Annotated in this window: 17 protein-coding genes; 4 read left to right on the top strand and 13 right to left on the bottom strand. The window is 51.3% G+C overall.

Annotated elements, in window-relative coordinates:
- The first annotated feature begins 3 nt into the window (after positions 1-3).
- Positions 4-1230: a type IX secretion system plug protein gene (locus FN808_RS05635; RefSeq protein WP_185958270.1), complete on the top strand. Its 1227-nt coding sequence runs from the start codon at positions 4-6 to the stop codon at positions 1228-1230.
- A gap of 75 nt (positions 1231-1305) precedes the next feature.
- Here FN808_RS05635 and FN808_RS05640 read toward each other — a convergent pair whose 3' ends face one another.
- The 9 genes from FN808_RS05640 to FN808_RS05680 all read right to left on the bottom strand — a co-directional run bounded on the left by FN808_RS05640 (position 1306) and on the right by FN808_RS05680 (position 11151).
- Complete coding sequence (locus FN808_RS05640; RefSeq protein ID WP_142713583.1) at positions 1306-2361, bottom strand: glycosyltransferase family 4 protein; 1056 nt, start codon at positions 2359-2361, stop codon at positions 1306-1308.
- Positions 2358-3587: an O-antigen ligase family protein gene (locus tag FN808_RS05645; protein ID WP_142713584.1), complete on the bottom strand. Its 1230-nt coding sequence runs from the start codon at positions 3585-3587 to the stop codon at positions 2358-2360. Before FN808_RS05645 ends, FN808_RS05640 begins: the two co-directional genes overlap by 4 nt.
- An 18-nt stretch (positions 3588-3605) precedes the next feature.
- Entirely contained in the window at positions 3606-4508 is a 903-nt protein-coding gene (locus tag FN808_RS05650) for a glycosyltransferase family 2 protein (RefSeq protein WP_142713585.1), read from the bottom strand.
- 43 nt (positions 4509-4551) lie between these two features.
- Positions 4552-6084, bottom strand: coding sequence for a flippase (locus FN808_RS05655; RefSeq protein WP_142713586.1), 1533 nt, complete (start codon positions 6082-6084; stop codon positions 4552-4554).
- A gap of 74 nt (positions 6085-6158) precedes the next feature.
- Entirely contained in the window at positions 6159-7229 is a 1071-nt protein-coding gene (locus FN808_RS05660; protein WP_142713587.1) for a Wzz/FepE/Etk N-terminal domain-containing protein, read from the bottom strand.
- Between the two features lie 298 nt (positions 7230-7527).
- Entirely contained in the window at positions 7528-8226 is a 699-nt protein-coding gene (locus tag FN808_RS05665; RefSeq protein WP_142713588.1) for a sulfotransferase family 2 domain-containing protein, read from the bottom strand.
- Positions 8227-8510: 284 nt separating this feature from the next.
- Positions 8511-9179: a CBS domain-containing protein gene (locus tag FN808_RS05670; RefSeq protein WP_142713589.1), complete on the bottom strand. Its 669-nt coding sequence runs from the start codon at positions 9177-9179 to the stop codon at positions 8511-8513.
- Positions 9180-9222: 43 nt separating this feature from the next.
- Complete coding sequence (gene hflX / locus FN808_RS05675) at positions 9223-10515, bottom strand: GTPase HflX (protein ID WP_142713590.1); 1293 nt, start codon at positions 10513-10515, stop codon at positions 9223-9225.
- Positions 10516-10563: 48 nt separating this feature from the next.
- The gene (locus FN808_RS05680; protein WP_142713591.1) at positions 10564-11151 is read right to left on the bottom strand and encodes a hypothetical protein; all 588 of its coding nucleotides are present in this window, start codon (positions 11149-11151) and stop codon (positions 10564-10566) included.
- 493 nt (positions 11152-11644) lie between these two features.
- Here FN808_RS05680 and FN808_RS05685 point away from each other — a divergent pair, with 493 nt between their 5' ends.
- The 3 genes from FN808_RS05685 to FN808_RS05695 all read left to right on the top strand — a co-directional run bounded on the left by FN808_RS05685 (position 11645) and on the right by FN808_RS05695 (position 17038).
- Positions 11645-14275, top strand: coding sequence for an FG-GAP repeat domain-containing protein (locus FN808_RS05685; protein WP_142713592.1), 2631 nt, complete (start codon positions 11645-11647; stop codon positions 14273-14275).
- Positions 14276-14501: 226 nt separating this feature from the next.
- Positions 14502-15653: an acyl-CoA dehydrogenase family protein gene (locus FN808_RS05690; protein WP_142713593.1), complete on the top strand. Its 1152-nt coding sequence runs from the start codon at positions 14502-14504 to the stop codon at positions 15651-15653.
- A gap of 164 nt (positions 15654-15817) precedes the next feature.
- Positions 15818-17038, top strand: a complete 1221-nt coding sequence (locus tag FN808_RS05695; protein ID WP_142713594.1) for an acyl-CoA dehydrogenase — start codon at positions 15818-15820, stop codon at positions 17036-17038.
- Positions 17039-17082: 44 nt separating this feature from the next.
- Here FN808_RS05695 and rfbB read toward each other — a convergent pair whose 3' ends face one another.
- The 4 genes from rfbB to FN808_RS05715 form a co-directional block, all read right to left on the bottom strand.
- A complete protein-coding gene (gene rfbB / locus FN808_RS05700) occupies positions 17083-18081 on the bottom strand; it encodes a dTDP-glucose 4,6-dehydratase (protein ID WP_142713595.1) in 999 nt (332 codons plus the stop codon).
- Positions 18074-18625, bottom strand: coding sequence for a dTDP-4-dehydrorhamnose 3,5-epimerase (gene rfbC, locus FN808_RS05705; RefSeq protein ID WP_142713596.1), 552 nt, complete (start codon positions 18623-18625; stop codon positions 18074-18076). Before rfbC ends, rfbB begins: the two co-directional genes overlap by 8 nt.
- Before the next feature lie 94 nt (positions 18626-18719).
- Entirely contained in the window at positions 18720-19586 is an 867-nt protein-coding gene (gene rfbD / locus FN808_RS05710; protein WP_142713597.1) for a dTDP-4-dehydrorhamnose reductase, read from the bottom strand.
- Positions 19583-20293: a sugar phosphate nucleotidyltransferase gene (locus FN808_RS05715; protein WP_142713598.1), complete on the bottom strand. Its 711-nt coding sequence runs from the start codon at positions 20291-20293 to the stop codon at positions 19583-19585. Before FN808_RS05715 ends, rfbD begins: the two co-directional genes overlap by 4 nt.
- Between the last annotated feature and the right edge of the window lie 14 nt (positions 20294-20307).

Below are 20307 nucleotides of genomic sequence, written 5' to 3' on the forward strand. Positions count from 1 at the left end.
GCCGTGCCCCAATCAAGCTCCGAGGCCCCACAGGCGGTGCCAGAAGCCGGCCTGCGGCAGCCTTTCTCTCTTGCCGAACAGCAGCCCCCGCCCCCTGATATTCAGAGCGTGCGCCTTCATCCCGTGGGCTCCCCCGGCGCCCCACCCATCCTGCTCCTGAATACCAGCGAACAGCTGATTCTCACTTTTGATGATCTGAGTCGACAGAACCGTCAATTCCGCGTCGAGATGGTTCATTACAGCCGCAGCTGGCATCCAAGTCCCCTTTCACCTTCTGCCTACCTTGACGGCTTTTCGTACAGCTATATCCAGGAATCCAACCAAAGCTTTAGCCGGAATCCCCCCTACCGCCGACTGGAATACCGCTTTCCCAACGAACGGATGGCTCCCAGCGCAAGCGGAAACTACCTGCTCAGGGTTTATGACCACCAGGGAAACAACCTGCTCTTTTCCATGCCCTTTTTCGTGACTGAGAAGGAAGGGGACCTTCAAATGAGGGTAGAAACCCTGTTTGCCCAGCGCACAGACGGACAGGTTCTTCACCAGCTCTTCAGTACCTACCGGTACCCCGGCTTTGTGGAATTCCCCCGGTTTGACCTGTCCATCCAGTACGTACAAAACCAGTTCTGGGGACGAAGTCGCGCGGCCGGCGCCCCAAGCACTTCCGCCCCCGGGCAGGTTTCCGGCTATCTCATGCAGGATGAGGCTTTCCCCGCCAATTATGCCAGCCGGCTGCTCGATATTCGATCCTTTGAAGCGGATGGAAGACAAATTATGGAATACCGCCCGGACGAGCACCCTCCTGCCCTTCTTCTCCGAAAAGACCTTCAATACCTGGACAGCCGGGCATATCCGGCTTCAACTCCCGACCCGACAGCAACTGATCGAAACGCCCGCTATGCCCGGGTACATTTCTCCCTGGAAACAGCGGATTCTGTGTCACCCGATGATGATCTCTATGTGGTGGGCGATTTCAACAATTGGATGATCTCTCCTGACAATGCGATGCGCTACGACGCTTCAACAGGCCTCTGGAAGGGAACCGCCCTCATAAAGCAAGGGGTGTATACGTATAAATATATTCGCGCAACCCGGCAGATGGTTGAAGACCTGGCACCAATCCGAAGGCTATCGCCGCCGCGGCAGACCTACCGGGGCTTCGTCTATTTTAAAGACCCCGACCGGAATTTTGACCGTCTCCTCACGGTCGAGAAGATCATTACTCAGTAGGCTCCCTCTTCCAGCCAGGCTACCCGGTCAAAACCGGCCCCATCCCTGCAGCAGAAGTTCTCTGCGGACGCCCGCTTACTCTCGATATTTCTGCACCAGGTATTCGTACGTTTTATCAGCTGCCGCATTCCACTGAAAACCCTGTGCATATTGCTGACCTCTGTGTGCCAGGTCCTCACACAGCTCTTCAGAGCCGATCATATGATCAATAGCTCCCGCTATTTCTTCCGGTTTCCGGGGGTTTACCGTCAACGCATACCCTTGCGCCAGCTCCTTGAGAGCAGAAGTATTGGAAGTAACCACCGGCGTACCGCACGCCATGGCCTCAAGCACCGGCAGTCCGAAGCCTTCAAACAGTGAAGGGTAAACAAAAAGTTCAGCAGCTGAATAGAGACCCGGTAATACATCATCCGATACGTAACCCAGAAAACGAACGGACTCTGCAATATCCCTATCGACCTCGAAAGAAAAGGTATGGATGCTTCCCCCGGCAATCACCAGCTCCACTTCTTCAGTTATGTCCGCCGGAAGCCTGTTCCAGGCCTCAAGGATGCCATCGATATTTTTTCGCGGATCGATGGATCCAACGGTAAGTATAAACGGCTTTTGAAGGTTAAACCCCTTGCGCAACGCATCCGTTTCTTCCTGTTCCCTCGGGTAGAAGTGATCGGTTCGCACGCCGTTATAGATCACCTGTACCTTCCCTTTTGTCTGCGGAAACTGTTCGTTGATTGTCCTTTTGGAGTATTCCGATACGGTTATGATGCCCTTTACCCGTTTCAGCAAGGGCGGCAGAATAAGGGACCGCCAACGGGTATAGCGATCTTCAAACCACTGGGGATACAGCTGGTCAGAGATATCATGCAGGGTGATTACCTGGTTCTCATTGAACACCGGGCCGATATTAGTTGGCGACCAAAGCAGTTCATCGCCCCTGATCTTCAGCGGCATGACCGTTTGCATCCATAGCTGTCGCAGTGTGTTGGACGCGATGGACGCCGGTGGTTCTACATAGCGATGGGGGTATGCTTTTTGTCGAAACCCCCGGACAACCTCGCGGGCATAACGCTGTACTCCCGTCACATCCTGTTTTCTGAAATGTCCATTGATCACAACCGGAGTCTCTGTCATAGCTCTCTTATTTTTACTCGTTTAATCGTCTCTTGGTGCATAAAAAGCATGCCTAGTGAGATAGTAAAGGGCAGCATCATGGCCGGGGCTGTAATACGGTGTTCGGTAAAGGACGCAAAGGTGATGGTGAAGAAAGCAATTAAAAGGTAGTCGCGCAGCACCGGCAGGTCCCTGATATTCTTCAGGTACAGGAAAAGAGAGCCCCAGAACGTCAAAAAAAGCAATAACCCTACGATTCCCTGCTCAGCAAGAAGCTGCAGATACGAATGGTGAGCGTGGGCATCGGTATGAGCCTTGTTGGGCTGCGCATTATACTGCACATAGGGCACGATCTCCCTGAAGTCGAAAGGCTGGTCGTCGTAGGAACCAACGCCCGTACCCAAAACCGGGGATTGCTGAAATAGATAGTACGCCCGTGGAAAAGCATAAAACAGCCGGATCAGTACGTTGGCATTCTTTGTCCCAATCTCCTCGTCCAGCTCCACTTCCACATTATTTGAAACAGCAAGCTGCCCCTGGTAAAAAGGATAGCCGATCATGAGGCTCCCCACGGTAAACAATACCGGAACAAGCAGCAGCAGAACAAGGGTTTTGAATCGGTCGGTAACGGTGCAGTACCAGCCGGCTATCCCCAGAACCAACCCCAGGATAGACCCCCGGGAATAGGTAGCCAGCAGGATGACAAAGAGGAGCAGAAAGTAGAATCCTTCTTTTTTTCCTCGCCTGTGATACCAGTAGGCAAAACCCAGTGACCCCACAATGGATAAGAATCCTCCCACTGCATTCTGAGCATAAAACAGACCCCCAAAGACTACTTCCCGGAGACCTCCGAAAATATTGGCTGTCAGCAGATGATAGAGGAAGAGGAGGCCGTAGAGGGCAACCACAAACAGATAAAAATGCCGAAAGTATCGCTGGATCTTGAATTTGAAACTGAATAGCGGCAAAATCAGCAATGGTGCATAGGAAATGACAAAATTCCCATCACGCCGGTAAAAGCCAAACTCAACAAGCGATAACGGGTGATAGAGCAATACCCCCGTCAGAAAAAGCAGTACAAAAGCGTACAGCCAGGCTACCGGCCGCTGGATCTCATCCTTGTTGAGGGCAAAGAGGGCCAGCGGTACCAAAAGCGTCAATAGCGGACTGAAATACACGAAATTTGTTACCGTACCGAACAGCGATACAAGTGCCAGCCCCAATACAAATTTTCTCTGAAGCTCCAAACCTTTGGTCGTTCCCGGCTAAGTATTAAAAGTAAACATCAGTTTAATGACCATTGGAATCCGATCCCACTGAGCCCTTCTGATCCTGTTTATCACTGCATAGATAAGAGATAAATAAACACAGGGCAAATATAAGGGAAAAAATCGATAGGTGAATTTAAGCCGGTTTTTTAACTGGTAGTAATCGGAAACCTTGCTCCTGCTGGCCTGCTTCAATTGTTCACCACCGGTGGAGGCCCCCTCCTTGTGATAGACGATACTTCCGGGCGCAAAGCCCAGGCTGAAGCTGTCACTGCCGCGCATAGCCCAGTCTATTTCTTCATAATACAGAAAATAATCTTCCCTCAGCAATCCTACGGTATCAATAAATTTCCGCGATACCATCATGGAGGCCCCTACCACATAATCCATCTCCTGTTCAATGACTCGTGCAGACGGCAGGGAATCCGCCGGTTTATTCTGCCCAATATTCCGAATGGTTCCCAGCCACTTGTTAAACCGCCCTCCACCCCACGCCTGGGTAGTATCTCGCTGGCTGTAAAAGATGAGCCTGGATCCACAGATACCGATATCGGGATTTTCTTCCATGTGGTCCACCAGGCGTGCAAGAGCCCGGGGGTCAACGACAGTATCATTATTAAGCAGCCACAGGTATTCGGCTCCCCGTTCAAGCGCATGCCTAATCCCCAGGTTGTTCCCCCCCGCAAAGCCCCTGTTTTGGCTGCTTTCAAGAAGGGTTACATCCGGGAACCGGCTGCTGATCATCTCCACCGACTCATCCGTCGAGCCATTATCCACAACAATTGGAGTAAACCGGCTATAGTCCAGCTTTTCCAATGAATGCAGGCATTCAATGGTATCCCGCCAGCCGTTCCAGTTGACTAAAATAATAAAAACCTCTGGTGTTTCTGTTAAGCCCATAAACGCATCCTGTAACAACTATTATAGTAGACCTTGAAGGGACTCACCGGCTAAGAACATGCTCTTTCAGTTCGTGGTAAAGATTCATAATACGATTCCGCTCCTCCTCCCTGAGCGTATAAGACCATAGCAGGAAAAAACTCAGAACAGCAGACATCCCGCCAAATGCCAGTAGGAAGATCCGATCAACGATAAAATAATAGCCAGTAAGCAATAATCCGAACAGGATGACATAACCAAGCAGCTGTCGAAACAGCACCTTCCGGCTGTGTCTCATAAACGGGATCAGCCGGTTGCAAAAATACAGCAGCATGGCACCATCAATAGCTACGCGCAGTACCCAGGCTACAGCAACACCCACCACACCGATAGACCGGGCGAGAAACCAGATAAGGGCAAGGTAAATCGGCAGTTCCACCATATGCAGCTTGGCCCGTATATCAGGGCGGCCCACCGCCTGAATGGCTGTCGAAGGGACCATGGCTATGGAGTTAATCAGAACCCCGGCTGCCAGTATTTGCAGTACCAGGGTGCTGTTTTCAGCAAACTCGCTGCCCAGCCAGTAATACAGCAGCGGCTCGGCTGTAAGAATCAAGAAGGTCACAATGGGCACCATAGCCAGAAAAAGATAGCGTATTGATTTTTGATGAAGCGCAACCAGCTTCTCATCATCCTTCAGGGAGTATACACTGAAAGCGGGAAACATGACTCCCATAAACCCGCTTGAGATGATGCCCAGGCGAGTCACCATCTCATAGGGCGTAGTGTAATACGCCACGGCGCTCATTGTCAGGATCGCCCCCAGTATAAAACGATCCATATATACCATAATGGGACTGATAAAATTGCTGATCGTAAGCCACGCCCCAAAACTCAGCAGTTCTTTGGCCCACCGAACAAAAGGGTATTCCGACGGACTTATATACTCCTGTCCCTGCCAGCTGTAGTACAGGTAGATAACAAAGGAGACTGCACGTCCGAGGGCCAGCAACAAAACGACATGATGCAGCTGATTGCTGAAAGGAAGAACCAGCAGCGGTCCTACATAATTAATGGTGCTGGCGGGTATTTTCACCGCATTAACCAGGGTAAAGCGCTGCTGTGCCTCCAGAACACCCCGCGCCCCGACCGAGCCCAGTACCAGCGGAATCGAGGCGCTTAGAATATAAAACGCTTTTTGTGTTTCCCCGGTAAGTCCCTGCGGGATGTTAAGCAGATCCTCTACCAGGTATGGAGTTGCAATCGTAATAAGCATACCGCCCACAACCCCAAAAGCTATCAGCAGCAGAATGGAGGTAATGATAATGGGCGACAGCTGCTCCCCGCCCCGCGCTTCCTCGTCGGCCACAAACTTGGTTGTGGCCCGACCCAGTCCCATATCGAACAGACCGAAATAGCCTATGACAATCCAGACGATGGTTAACACCCCAAAGCGCTCCGTTCCCAGCCCGTCAATGACAAACGGTATCGCAATTACTGCAAAAAGCAAGGGGATGCCGCGTCCCATTACATTAACCAGCGTATTCCGAGCCAGAATACCCTTTCCCTCGGTCGAAGAACTGGACGATAGCTTCATTTATAGCCGGCAGTTAAGAATGATTTCGAAACAGTGTCATTGAGATTTGACAAACGCAAGCCGGGGCGGAACCATCAAATTTTATGACTGACATTCCGGTAGATGTTCCGACCGGCGATGTAAAGAAAGGAGACAGCAAGCCCTGCAAAAAACGAAAGCAAGAGTATGAGTATTCGCTGCGGTTCACTTTTCTCCCTGGGTATATTCACCGACTGTAAAGGCTTAAAGACCGGTGTTTGTTCCTGCACTTTCATCTTCGCTTCCATCAGCTGCTGCGAAACACTGTTGTACATGTTATAGGCCAGATCGAACTCAGCCTGCAGACGCTGTTCACGGGCCCGCGATTTCGCTGTAGCCAAATTTACGTTCTGATCCAGAAAGGTGGCCAGTTCATCCTGCACTTCTTTGAGACGCTCTTGTGCCTGCCGGTGCTGGGTTTCGGCAAAAGCCAGATCTTCTTTAGCCTTCTGGGTGCTGTAAGATTTAATGAACCGCTTGAGCATGTTTATCATTTTGCGATTCACCTGTGCAGCGGCAAGGGGATCCGGCATGGTCGCTTCCACAGTCAGTACCCCAGTCTCACTTTCCAATTCAATGGCGATGCGCTCCTGCATCTCCTTTATCACCTCCAGCTCATCATTGGTCAACTCCACGACGGCATCCTCATCAAATTCCTTGCGAAGCCAGGCCGGGAGCTGCTCTGGAGACGAGGGGCCGATGAACTTCCGAGGCAGGCCGATGGTATACTCGATCAAAAATTCAAATAGTGACAGGGTGCGAACTTCTTCAAAATAGGTATATCCGCTGACCGTAGTATCATGCTCGGAAAAATAGATATCCTGACTTAGCAGATTGTGCTGAAAGCCCAGGCTTTTCACAATTTTGGGATATACCTCCGGGGCGATGGTTCCCTCTTTCGACAGATCCATCCCCCCCATGCTCCCCAGCCCCAGCATCCCGCCGTAGCTTTCCAGCAGATCGCCGGCGGAGCTCTCACTGCTCTTCATCTCTGGCATCAGCAGAGCCTCGGAGGTATACTCTACCGGGCTGAATAACGCAATAAGGAGCCCAAGAAAAACAAACCCGCCCGTTATCCTGGCAATCAGGGAACGTTGATCGCGCAGCAGCCGGAACAGTTCGATCATGTTGACCGCATTTTCCCCCTCCCGGCGCTCCTCATCAATAGGTATGAGACGATATTCTTTAGCGGAAAGCTGGTCACCCGACTGAGGGTCCTCAGACGGCTCGGAATCGCTATGTTTTTTCTCCTTACTCAGTCTTTCCTCTTTCTAAATTTAGGGGGTTAACGGTTTATAGGCACAAATTATACGGATTTTTAAGGTGCCTGAAAAGATTATTCTTCGTGCCACTGCAACCCTTGATATATTGCTATGGGCAATGTACCGGTATACAAAGAGGGGGTCAGCGACAGGAGCTTTAAATTTATGATGCCCCGACAGTTCGCCCGTTTCGCAGTTCAAGAGCATGGTTGTACAACTCGTAATCACGAGCATGAAATGATTTCAGCTCTCTGATCAATCCTTCATCTTCAAAGCCCGGTTTGGACTCGCGGGGACTCCGGTTTTTCTGGGGAACAGCAATCTCATCTTTCCCCAGATAACGATCTGCAAAATAGCGGACATCCTGCTCATAATGTTCGGTTAGGCCGATAAAATCAAAGCGCTCAACAGGAAAATTCCACAGAAACATGGAATACATATTCCTCAATTCCTCAGAAAAGGCAAATTGTCGAAGGGTCCAGTCCTCCTCCACCACTCTCCTGTGCAGGGGCTTCGGTGTATCCGTCTCGTAGGTGCGGAGCCAAAAATAATAATGGGAGATGATGCGCTCTATGGGATCACGAAGCCAGGTTATAAACACCGTATTCTTTTTGCCATAGAGATGATCATACTTGTACGGCAGAAAATGACCGTGGATGCACTTTACAAACCGGTACCGGTAAAAGTGTTCATAATTTCTTTTGATACGTTTCCGGGCCCTTTCGGTTTCTTCCTCTCGCTGCTCAGGGGTCCAGTGGATGGGATAGTCATAGTCCTTGGAAAACCGCAATTTATAATGGCGCTGCAGAAGCTCCTTAAAACTGGTGCCTCCACACTTGGGCATGTGCAATGATATGATCATGATAAGCCGGCTTCCCGCTATAGTTTTAGGCTGTTAAAATTCCATATGCATCAATACAATGGGCATTGATCGCTCCAATACTATTTATCTGGGTGAAAATAAGCGAAAGCCACCAGATAATAAACTGGGATACGCTAGTCCCGCGGGATTTTACTGATGTATGTATACAAGCAGAGGAATCAACAGCTCCTGTAACTGCATCCGGGGGACGGAAATCGGTGGCCGCCCCTTACTCTTACCGTTTTCGGGGCTATCTGTTTCAAAAGAAGACGGGCAATCTTCCCCTACATATCGATGAACTTGAGCAGTTCATCAGCACGGGTTTCAAGATCCTGGTTAAAGATTTCGTTCTCCGAGTTGGTGGAAATCACATAGTCGTAACGGCGGAGGGCTGCTGCAACACGGCTTACATCCTGAAGGTCAATCTTAAACGAGAGCTCAATAGTCTGGGCAGATTCCTCGGACTTTTCGACCGTCAGCCCCAGAATTTTAGCCCCCTCCCGCTCCATGATATTCACAATTTCGGTAATTGAGAAGTCCATACGATCGAGCACAACCGTAATGACAGAACCCGGTTCCGTTATGTTAAGCATCCGGGGCAATACATTCAGTACCTCATCCTTCTCGATGACCCCAAGCAGTTTCCAATCCTCATCGACCACCGGTAACAGCTTCCGCTCGTACTGCAGCATCAAGCGGGCTGCTTCAAACACATGCTGGCCCCAGTACAGCTTGATCGGATCCTGGAGATCAATATCAGAGACGGAATTTCCGGATTCAGCCGTTTCCAATGCGTGGTAAGAAACCTCGCCAATCAGGGTATGGGTAGTGCTGTCAATAACCGGCAGCGTCTGCACGCCCTCCTGGTCCATCCGTTCTTTAACCGTCTGAATGGTATCGGTACCGTTCAGCGGCTTAAATTTTGACGTTATAAGTTTTTTCTTTACCAGCATTGGCCTGTTCTTTTTTATAGTGTTTACTCCATAAACAGATTACCTAGGCAACTGATTCCGCTGTATCAATATTCTCAAGCAGAGATTTCAGCCGCATTAAATCGGACTTTGCAATACTGAAGGTCACTTCAACATCCGATCCGACGTATTCTTTCTTCAGAATATTGGCCTCGCGGTGTAAAAAGGCAACCCCTTCATATTTCGCTACGGGAATGCTCATCGTCTTCGTAACAAAATCCTCCTCAATAAGGTTCTGGATTTTTTCCTCCAGCTTCAGCAGTCCAATGCCACGTTCAGCAGATATAAAGACCGCATCCGGGTACTGTTGTTTCAGCTCACGAATGCGCTGAGGATCGATGGTATCGATCTTATTGAACACCAGCTGCACCTTTTGCTCGTCAGTTATATTCATGTCATCGAGTGTCTCATTAACCACATCAATATAATCCTGAATCATCAGGGAAGAAGCATCGACAACGTGCAGCAGAATATCAGCCTCGCGTACTTCGTCCAGCGTCGATTTAAAACTTTCAATCAGATCATGCGGGAGTTTTCGGATAAAACCAACCGTATCCGAAAGCAAGACATCATAATTTGCTATCTCACAGCGGCGGACCGTTGAATCGAGGGTTGCAAACAGACGATCTTCAGCCAACACTTCAGTGTCAGTCAACGCATTCATGAGCGTTGACTTGCCGGCATTGGTATAACCAACCAGGGAGACCCGAACATTGTCAGAGCGGCCTTTGCGCTGGGTCTGCCGCTGCCGGTCAAGCTTCTCCAGTTTATCCTTGAGGTTGGAGATGCGCTTATCGATCAGCCGGCGGTCCGTCTCAATCTGAGTTTCACCGGGTCCGCGCGTGCCAATCCCCCCTTGCTGGCGGGACAAGTGCGTCCAGAACCGGGTCAGCCGCGGCAGCAGGTACTGCAACTGTGCCAGTTCCACCTGGGTTTTAGCTGCCGATGTCTGCGCGCGGGAGGCAAAGATATCGAGAATCAGCCCACTGCGGTCCAACAGCTTGGCCTTGGTGGCCTTTTCAATATTGCGAATCTGCGTGGGCGTGAGATCATCATCAAAAATCAGGGTATCTATTCCCTCATCGCTCACTCGCCGTTTCAGTTCCCGCAACTTTCCAGAGCCGATATACGTGGACGGATCGGGATGCATTCGGTTCTGGAGAACCTTGTCCACGGTTATACCACCGGCCGTACGGGTAAGCATCTCAAGTTCGTCCAGGTACTCCTCGGCCTGTACACGAGGTGTTTCCGGACCGTAGATTCCCACTAAAAGGGCCCGCTCCTGGACTATATCAGAATTTTGTATCTCTTCAAACAAATGACTAGGGTTCTATACGTTATAAATTAAGTGTGCGTTGCTGCTTGATCACTTGAACTGTTCAACATTAATGGTGTCATCATCCTTTACGTAACACCGTATGCGATGGCCCAGCTTATGGGCCACCAGGTTCTGGAAGGCCTGCCGGCGTTTGTGAGGCACTTGCAGCTCCAGACGGATTAATTCCGAATTTTCATCATAGGCATCAGCGGAGTAAATGAAAATATAGTGCATGTGCTCGTCTGTTTCTTTCTCCACAAAATCACGTATCTGATGCCAGGCCACCGTCTGTGAGGGCTCATTGACATTCTTGACAATCCCATGGTCGGTGATAAACCGTTTGCTGGCAAAAAAACTGGTAGTAAACCAACAGAAACCCATCCAGCTGTAAAGTCCTGCGGCAACCATCTCGGTTGTCGTTCCCCGGTAAAGAGCCAAACTCCCGGCTGCCAGTGTTACTGCCAGAAAAAGAGTCGCAAAAAGTGGGTATCCTTTAATTTTTCCCGTTTTCCAACTAAGCCGGATGTTCCGTAACCGCACAACATTCAGCAATGTCGATGAAGCCAAAAACACGGCCGCGAGTGTAAAGGTCCCCAATATGAACCAGTAGATAATATGTAAATCAGTCTCAACCATATGTTCACTTATTGACTCAGCAGTCGCAGCTGGATATCAATCGGTTATATTTAAATAAAGCAAAGTTGCACAAATAAACCAGTATGATCATCATTTTTTGCTTTATGTATAACGCATCAAAAGGAGATGCATTATGTTCTTTCTGATCAGATTTATAAACGCTGCTAAAAACCGGGGTCACTGCTCTGATGCCAGTTTATCGCCCCCCCGGTACTAAATTAGTCGCGGCACAAAATTCCGGGCATCTCACTTCGTTATCTATACCCATTTCGGTAGACGGCATCCGCGATCTGCCCGCAGCCCTTGGTTTGAGGAACCTCACTTTATCAAATTGGTAAGAAAGAATATCATTGGCGGACTATAAAATTGACGCCTTCATTTATGCTAATAATTGTTACTTTTGAGGCGCTATGTATTTTTGGTATGATTTCTTCAATCGTTTTACTATCAACTCGTGATTGTCAATAATATTTTGAGAAACTAACCCCCATTCATGAATAACCTGAAATACGCAACGTTTTTCCTGTTAAGCATTCTGATCTTCCTGTCCTGTTCATCCGTAGACAACGAACCCTGGACCCAAGCGATCCCCGAGGATGCCCCTTTTGTCATTATTCCCGGAGAACAGGCAACCCTGAATTCCATTCTCAGCTCTTCCCAGGCTCCCTTTCTGGATGACATAACCTCTTCGGCAGTACAGCTGCTTTCCGAGATAGACTCCACGGCGGAGGCCTCCGCCCCCGTCCATGGCATTATCCTGTATCCCGGGGCTTCCAATAAACTCGAAACCGTCTGGATTACCCAGGCTCCCTCGGAATATCTGGACCGGCTGACTGAACAGTACCACCAGGAGTTTGCACAAAACCAGTACTCTTTCGGTGATATAGCAATTAAAAAACTGCACCTGCAGAATCGAAATCTTTTTGCTGCCCAACTTGCTGACATGCTGGTTATTTCGGAGTCAAGCCTTGGCGTTGAAGAAACCATCCGCGCCTATACCGGCCAGGCTCCACGGGCCCATATCGACGACCTTTTGCTGGAACCGGGGCATATAATGATGAACACACCTTCGCTGGACCAGGCGGTGCGGCAGCTGGCAAGAGTCATTTACCACCCCAGGATTAAGGATGCCTTTAAAGGCACCGAACCTGCTTTATTGTCCCTGAGCCAACAAGGTGAAGACCAGAACAGGGAATACCAGTTTTCAGGCGCCATTCCGCTTAACGACGAAGAGAAGACCGACCTTGTAGCCGCCATTTCCCAGGGAAATGCCGCAATCACGCTCGACCGCTACATATCGTCCAGTGCCGCGGCTTTTGGCCTTTTCCGCCAGACTCCCTCCCCTGAACTGCCCGACGCCTTTTCCGATACGACCCGGACTGATTCCCTCTTCATCGACCAACAGGAACGCTATGCAGCCATTGCCGGTCACCTGGGCAAAGAATTCGCCCTGGTGCTGTATGCTGAATCGGGTTTCCTCTCAACGGGGGAGCACCTTTTCCTGCGTAAACTCTCCAACCCCTCCGCTTTTCGGAATGAGTTGGACAAGCTGGTGAATCAAGAGCTCGCCGTGCTGCAGGAAGGCACCTATATCATCCAGAGCAGGGCTCTGGCTCGTCTCATCGGGAGTCCCCTTTCGACCTTTTCGGGCTTCTATCTCAACATTGCCGACGACGTTGCTGCCATCTCCAAGCGAAAGGGACTGGCTGAAATCGTAGCGTCGGATAATGAACGGAAAAGAACCATGTATTACGAGCGCACCTTCCGGGATATCAAGGCCGATATGCCGGAGCAGATCAGCAGTCTTTTTGTAGCCAACAGCGGCTTCGGGTCTTTTCTTGAATCCTTCCTGTATCCCGAGAGCTATTTCAATGTCCTGCTTTCCAAATTCGATTTCCTGACCGCCTACACCACCCTGGATGAGGAGAATGAAGCCCTGCAGTTCCAGCTTAATACCCACCGCGCCGGGGAACGCAGCAATCCCTATGAGGAAAATTGGGTAGTGCCGCTGCAGGGAGAACTCTCCGGACCGCCGGCCCTGGCCGATATCGGAGGCAGCAACCGCCAGGAAATTATCTTTGCTACAACCTCCGGACGTGTCCGTGTGCTCGCCTCCGACGGGTCGGTTGTATTTGAAACCGAAACCGGCGAAGACACTCCCGTGGGTTCCCCGGTTGTATACGACTGGTATGACACCGAGCAGAACGTCGTCTTGCTGGCTGCAGGCAATAAAATTTACGGGTGGAACGAAGAGGGAGAAGCGCTGCCCAAATTTCCTTTTACACTCCCTGAGACCATCACTTCACCCCTTGTAATCAGTGATATAGACGGAGACGGGCTGCCCAATGCACTGGTGGCCACCGCCAACCGCGAACTGCACGCCCTGAGCGGACGGGGACAAAACATCAATGGATGGCCGGTAACCACCAACACACCGGTCAATGCCCAACCGGCAGTCGGCGAATTCCGAAGGAGCAAAACCGTGGTAGCCTTCTCCGGAAATGCCACCCACGCCTGGCGATCCGACGGAACTTCCCACGCAGGTTTTCCGATCTTCACAGATGCGCCCCTGAGTGGCTCTCCCACGCTGTTTGAAGACAAAATACTGGGCAATGCCGCCGATGGAAATCTCTACGCCATTGGCCCGGAACAGCTGTTTGCCGACTCACTGGATATTACGCCTGCCTCGAGCACCGACCATGAAGCCATCTATGTCTCGGGAGCATCGCTGGTGGGAAGCCCTGTTGTTGAATCGCTGACAGTCCAAAGCAATGGACAGGCCCAGGAAGGGACCAAGATCATCACCATGGATTCGAATGGTTCCTTCTTCGTGTTCAGCACTGAGGGACAGCTGCTGCTGAACCGGAATATGAGTCAACCGGCCGATCCCTCATTTACGCCCCTCGTCACTGACATAAACCGCGATGACCGAAAGGACATCCTCACCCTGGCAAATTATGCCCGTCTCTACGCCTGGCAGTCGGCCGACGGGGAGCGCATGCATATCATCCCCTCCACCGGCATGCAGTATCCTATTGTCGCTGATATAGATGAAGACGGCTACACCGAACTCATTGCCCAGACAGAGGAGGGGATCCGGAGCTGGACAATTTTTGGCAATTAATCCTTAAAACAGGCTGCTGGAAATTCTCCCTCCTTTCCGTAGCCTCCATGCCCGGGAAATAATTCCCCGGGCATAATCCTCCTCTTTGGCCATGCTCTTCAGTCTCTCGGGAAGAAGACTTCAGATACGCCTTCCCCGAAGTTTTTCCGTTTTTTATTATTTTACTCTTGACGAAATAAGTCCTATCGTTTAGTAGTCCGGTTTCAATCACCAAACGACCTGTTATATGGACTTTAAACTTTCAGAAGAGCAGCAGCTGATCCGTGACAGCATAAGAGATTTCACACAGCGGTACGTGGCCCCCGGGGTCAAAGAGCGAGACGCAAAAAAAGAGTTCCCGCACGATCTCATTGAACAGCTGGCGGAACAGGGGTTCATGGGGATGATTCATCCTGAAGAATATGGCGGCAGCGGAGTAGATCATATCAGCTTTTGCCTTGCCATTGAAGAGCTGGCCCGGTGGGACGCTTCTCTCGCCCTCACGGTTGCTTCTCATACCTCCCTCGGATCGGGCCATATCGCCCTGGCCGGCAGCGATGAACAGAAAAAACAATATCTTGTGCCCCTTGCCCGCGGGCAGCAGCTTGCCGCCTGGTGTCTGACCGAGCCCGGATCGGGCAGTGATGCCTCGGGACTGAAAACGACAGCCACCAAAGACGGCAACCAATGGGTTTTGAATGGCTCAAAGATTTTTATCACCCAGGGTTCTGTGGCTGACATTTATGTTGTCCTGGCCAAAACGGATCACGGGCAAGGCACCAGGGGTATCAGCACTTTTATCGTCGAGAGCAGCCGGGAAGGCGTGCAGCCCGGTCACAAGATGGACAAGCTGGGCATGAATTCGAGCGATACCACCGAGGTCTATTTTGAAGATGTCAGAATACCGGAAACAAACCTGCTGGGAGAATTGGGAAAAGGCTTTGTCGATACGATGAAAGTACTCGACGGCGGTCGCATAGGCATCGGTGCACTTTCTGTAGGCATCGCCCGCGGCGCCCTGGAGGAATCGATAAAATACGCCGGAGAACGCAGCCAGTTCGGATCCCCCATAGGCGACTTCCAGGCTATTGAAACGAAGCTGGCCGACATGGCGACTGAAATCGATGCCGCCCGGTTTCTGGTTCATCGTGCAGCCTGGCTTAAGGATCAGGGCAAACCCTATACACAAGCTGCATCCAAGGGCAAACTTTTTGCCTCGGAACTGGCCGTGCGGGCTGCCGACCAGGCGGTGCAGATCCATGGGGGCTACGGCTATATCAAGGAGTATCACGCAGAACGCTTTTTGCGCGATGCCAAGCTGATGACCATTGGCGAGGGGACTTCCGAAATACAGCGGATGATCATCGCTCGTGAATTGAAAAAAGAATTCTGGAATTAAGTTTGGTTCCGGCAAGTGAAGCTGTTCTATTGCCAGGCCCGACGAAAAATTCGGCGGTCTGCGGGAGCGCGACTCTTAACCATTTAACGCTTGTGCAGCGGTTAGCCGTCTTTACAATCATTAACGTTACAGCACATTAACCGACATTTCTAAAATAGATTCCTATGGCCCGAAATAGCTTCAACATCAATGATCCTTTCCTGTTCGAATCCGAGCTCGGTGAAGAAGATCGCATGATCATGGAAACAGCCCGTGACTACGCCCAGAGCAAGCTGGAGCCGCGAGCGCTCAAAGGCAACCAGGAAGAATATTTTGATCCCGCCATTGCCAAAGAGATGGGAGAACTTGGTCTTCTGGGAGCCGCTATCGACCCGGAGTATGGCGGGAGCGGCGTCAGCCAGACGGCGTACGGGCTCATTGCCCGTGAAGTAGAGCGTGTAGATTCGGGCTATCGTTCATTCATGTCGGTGCAGTCGTCGCTGGTGATGTTACCCATTTCCAAATTTGGGACCGAAGAGCAAAAAGAACGCTTTCTTCCCAGCCTGGCCAAAGGCGAGCTCATCGGATGCTTCGGACTCACCGAACCTGACCACGGTTCCGACCCCGGGGCGATGACGACCACAGCCCTGAAGACCGACGGTGGCTGGATCCTCAATGGAGCCAAAATGTGGATTACCAACTCCCCCATCGCGGATGTAGCCATCGTGTGGGCCAAAGCGAAGGCGAACAAAAGCGATGAAGGCGTCATCCGCGGTTTCATTGTCGAAAAAGAAATGGACGGCTTCAGCGCCCCTGCCACAAAACACAAGATGTCACTTCGCGCATCAGAGACCGGAGAACTGGTATTTGAGGATGTCTTTGTACCCCAAAAAAATGTATTCCCCGATGTCACCGGCCTCAAAGGCCCGTTTGCCTGTCTCAACAGTGCCCGCTACGGGATAGCCTGGGGCACTGTCGGTGCTGCAGAATTCTGCTACCAGAAAGCCCGGCAATACGTACTCGACCGCAAACAGTTCGGCTATCCCATTGGCGCCAACCAGCTTCCGCAGACCAAGCTTGCCAACATGCTGACGGATATCACGCAGATGCAGCTGCTGGCCTGGCGGCTGGGTAAACTTAAAGATGAAGGGCGCGATCATCACTCCATGGTTTCACTGGCAAAACGCAACAATTGCGGCAGGGCTCTTGACATTGCCCGCACAGCCCGCGATATGCACGGGGCTAACGGCATCACGGGCGACTACCGCGTAATGCACCATGTCATGAATCTTGAATCCGTCAATACCTACGAGGGCACCTACGATATCCACGGCCTCATACTGGGTCGCGAGATTACCGACATCCAGGCATTTGTCCCCCGCGGAAACAACATGCCGGAGAAGTAAGCAACCGCAAGGGACGGACTGGAATACAGCCCGGTGGCCGACTTCTACTTCTGGTACCGTTTAATATACCATCGTATCGTCTCCCGGAGATGATCCTCAAAAGCAGCGGAAGGAGACCAGCCCAGCTCCCGTTTGATTTTTGAAGCATCGATGGCATAGCGGAAATCGTGCCCCGGGCGGTCCGTCACAAAGGTTATGAGCTCGTTATAATCGCTGACAGAGTCGCCGGGACATTCCTCGTTCAGGATGTCACAGATCTTGCGCACCAGATCAATGTTTTTCCACTCATTGTTTCCGCCAATCACGTAGGTTTCTCCCGCCCTGCCCTCCTGATAGGCGAGATCGAGTGCCTCACAGTGATCCAGCACATATAACCAGTCCCGAACATTCTCTCCCCGGCCATAAACCGGAATGTCTTTGCCCTGCAACGCCGTCCGGATGACCGTTGGTATCAATTTTTCATCGTGCTGGTGAGGACCGAAGTTATTGGAGCAATTGGTGGTCACTACATTCATCCCGTAGGTGTGATAATAAGAACGGACGATGAAATCACTGCCCGCTTTTGACGCAGAGTACGGTGAGTTGGGAGCATAGGGCGTCTCCTCTGAAAACGCTCCCTCATCACCCAGTGTACCATATACCTCATCGGTGGAGACGTGCAGGAACCGATGCACCTTTTCATCCTGCTGCCAGAACCTTCGGCACTCTTCCAACATGTTAAAGGTGCCCACGACATTCGACTGGATGAACGGTTCGGGGCCTTTGATGGAGTTGTCCACATGCGATTCAGCGGCCAGATGAAAGACCCCGTCGGGCTTGAAGGTCTGGATGATATCCCTGACTGCGTTGCGGTCAACAATGTCCAGTTTTTTAAAGGTGTAACGGTTCGAATCCTTAATCGCTCCCAGGTATGAGAGATCCGAGGCATAGCTCAGCTTGTCGATATTCAAAAAATTAGTTTCGGGATACCTCTCATGCAGATAACACAACAGATTAGACCCTATAAATCCCGCCCCTCCTGTAACAATAATACGCTTATCCATAAAAAAGATCTTCCTTGGAAATTTCGTCTAATAATGGCTGCTGCTGATCCTTCTCCGAAACAATGGGATCTTCCACCTGCCAGTCGATATCCAGCTCCGGGTCATTCCATCTGAGGCCCCGTTCACCCTCCGGATAATAATAGGCACTGCACTTGTAATAGACCAGCGCCTCCTCAGAAAGTACGGAAAAACCGTGGGCAAACCCCTTGGGGATAAAGAGCTGATGCTTGTTCTCTCCCGTCAACTTCACGGCCGTGTATTCCCCAAATGATGAAGAATCCGCGCGAAGGTCCACGGCCACATCCAGGATCGTGCCCTGCATGACCATCAGCAGTTTATCCTGCTGCTGGTCAATCTGGTAATGCAGCCCCCGTACCGTATTCTTCTGTGACTTCGACAAGTTATCCTGTACAAAATGTACATCAATTCCCCGGGAGCGCAGATGCTCTTCCCGGTAGGTCTCCAGAAAAAAACCGCGTTCGTCCTCGTATACCTTCGGTTCCAGGAGAAGTACGTCGGGAATATTGGTGGGGGTTATGTTCATGCTGTCCTGTCTCGTGACGTTGCTTAAGGTGTTAATTTCCTGATTGTGAATATAGGATTTTCCTTTTTTAATTGCAGAGCACGCCCCCCGGCTGTCACAGCTGTTCAAGCATTCTCCGGAGTCCCTCTTTCCAGTCGATGATCTCGCAGCCCGGTAGAGATGCTATCTTCCCCGTATTCAGTTTCGAAAATCTTGGCCGCCGGGCCGCCGTGGGAAAGGCATCGGAGGAGACCGCTTCTACCTCCACCTCCATTTCTTCTTCCTCAAAAACCGACTTAGCCAGGTCATACCAGGTCAACAGCCCCCCGGATGTGCTGTGGAAAGTGCCCGTATGTCCCCCCTGCAACAAGGTCCAGCTGTGCTGCACGACGCTGGATGTGAAGGTGGGACTGCCCAACTGATCATTGACCACCTGCAATGCTTTGCGTTCCCGTCCCAGCTTTAGCATCGTCTTGATGAAATTAGCCCCATAGGCCCCGCACAGCCAGGAAACCCGGAGCACGAGGAAATTACTGCTTTTGGCCCGTATGGCCTGCTCGCCTTCCCACTTCGTCTGCCCGTAAAAATTGACCGGCGCTGCGGGATGATCCTCGCCATATCCCTGCGGGTACTTCGATCGATCTTCCGCCCGGCCGGGAAATACATAATCCGTGGAATAGTGAATGAGCTTGAAACCCAGTACCGTACTTAGCTCGGCCAGCTGGCTGACTGCGCCTGCATTGACCTTGCGGGCCCGTTCCCGTTCCTTTTCCGCCCCGTCCACATTCGTATAGGCTGCACAGTTGATAACAACATCGGCCTGTCGTTTTTCAAGTTCTGCGGCCAGCTCATCGGAACGGGTGATATCCAGATCCGACGAGGAATAGGGAATAAAGTCATATTGCTCCTCCCCGGATCGTTCAAGGAAGTGCTGCCATTCCCGACCCAGTTGTCCGCCCGCACCCAACAGTATGATCATCATGCTTCCTGCCTGTCTACAAGTTCATTGGCCCGTTTGTAGGATTTTTGCGTGCCTGCATCGGTCCACCATCCTTCCATAACCGAAAAGTGCATCTGTCCCGCCGCAATATAGTGATTGTTGACATCCGTGATTTCAAGTTCCCCGCGATCCGAGGGCTCAAGTGTTCGGATGTAATCAAACACCCGGGCATCGTACATGTAGATGCCCGTTACCGCCAGGTTGCTCTTCGGATGTTCCGGCTTCTCTTCAATCCCTATAATCTTATTTCCCTCCACCCGGGCCACGCCAAACCGCTGGGGATCGTCCACTTCCTTGAGCAGGATCTGGGCCCCTTTGCCCGGGTAATGATCGACGGCCTGCTGAAGGGAAGACTGAAAGATATTATCACCCAGGATCACCGTCATCGTATCATCACCCACAAAATTTTCTGCCAGTCCAAGCGCCTGGGCAATCCCCCCGGCCTCGTCCTGCACCTTGTAGGTGAAACGGCAGTCGAAGTCCTTGCCCGACCCCAGCAGGTTAACCACATCCCCCATGTGATCTGTACCGGTCACAATCAGGATCTCCCTAATGCCCACCTCCGTGAGCTTCCGAATCGGGTGATAAATCATCGGCTGTTCCCCAACGGGCAGCAGGTGCTTGTTGGTAACTTTTGTAAGAGGATACAGGCGCGAGCCCGTACCACCGGCCAGAATAATACCTTTCATAACATCAACCATTT

This window comes from Fodinibius sediminis, assembly GCF_900182555.1.
Taxonomy (GTDB): domain Bacteria; phylum Bacteroidota; class Rhodothermia; order Balneolales; family Balneolaceae; genus Fodinibius; species Fodinibius sediminis.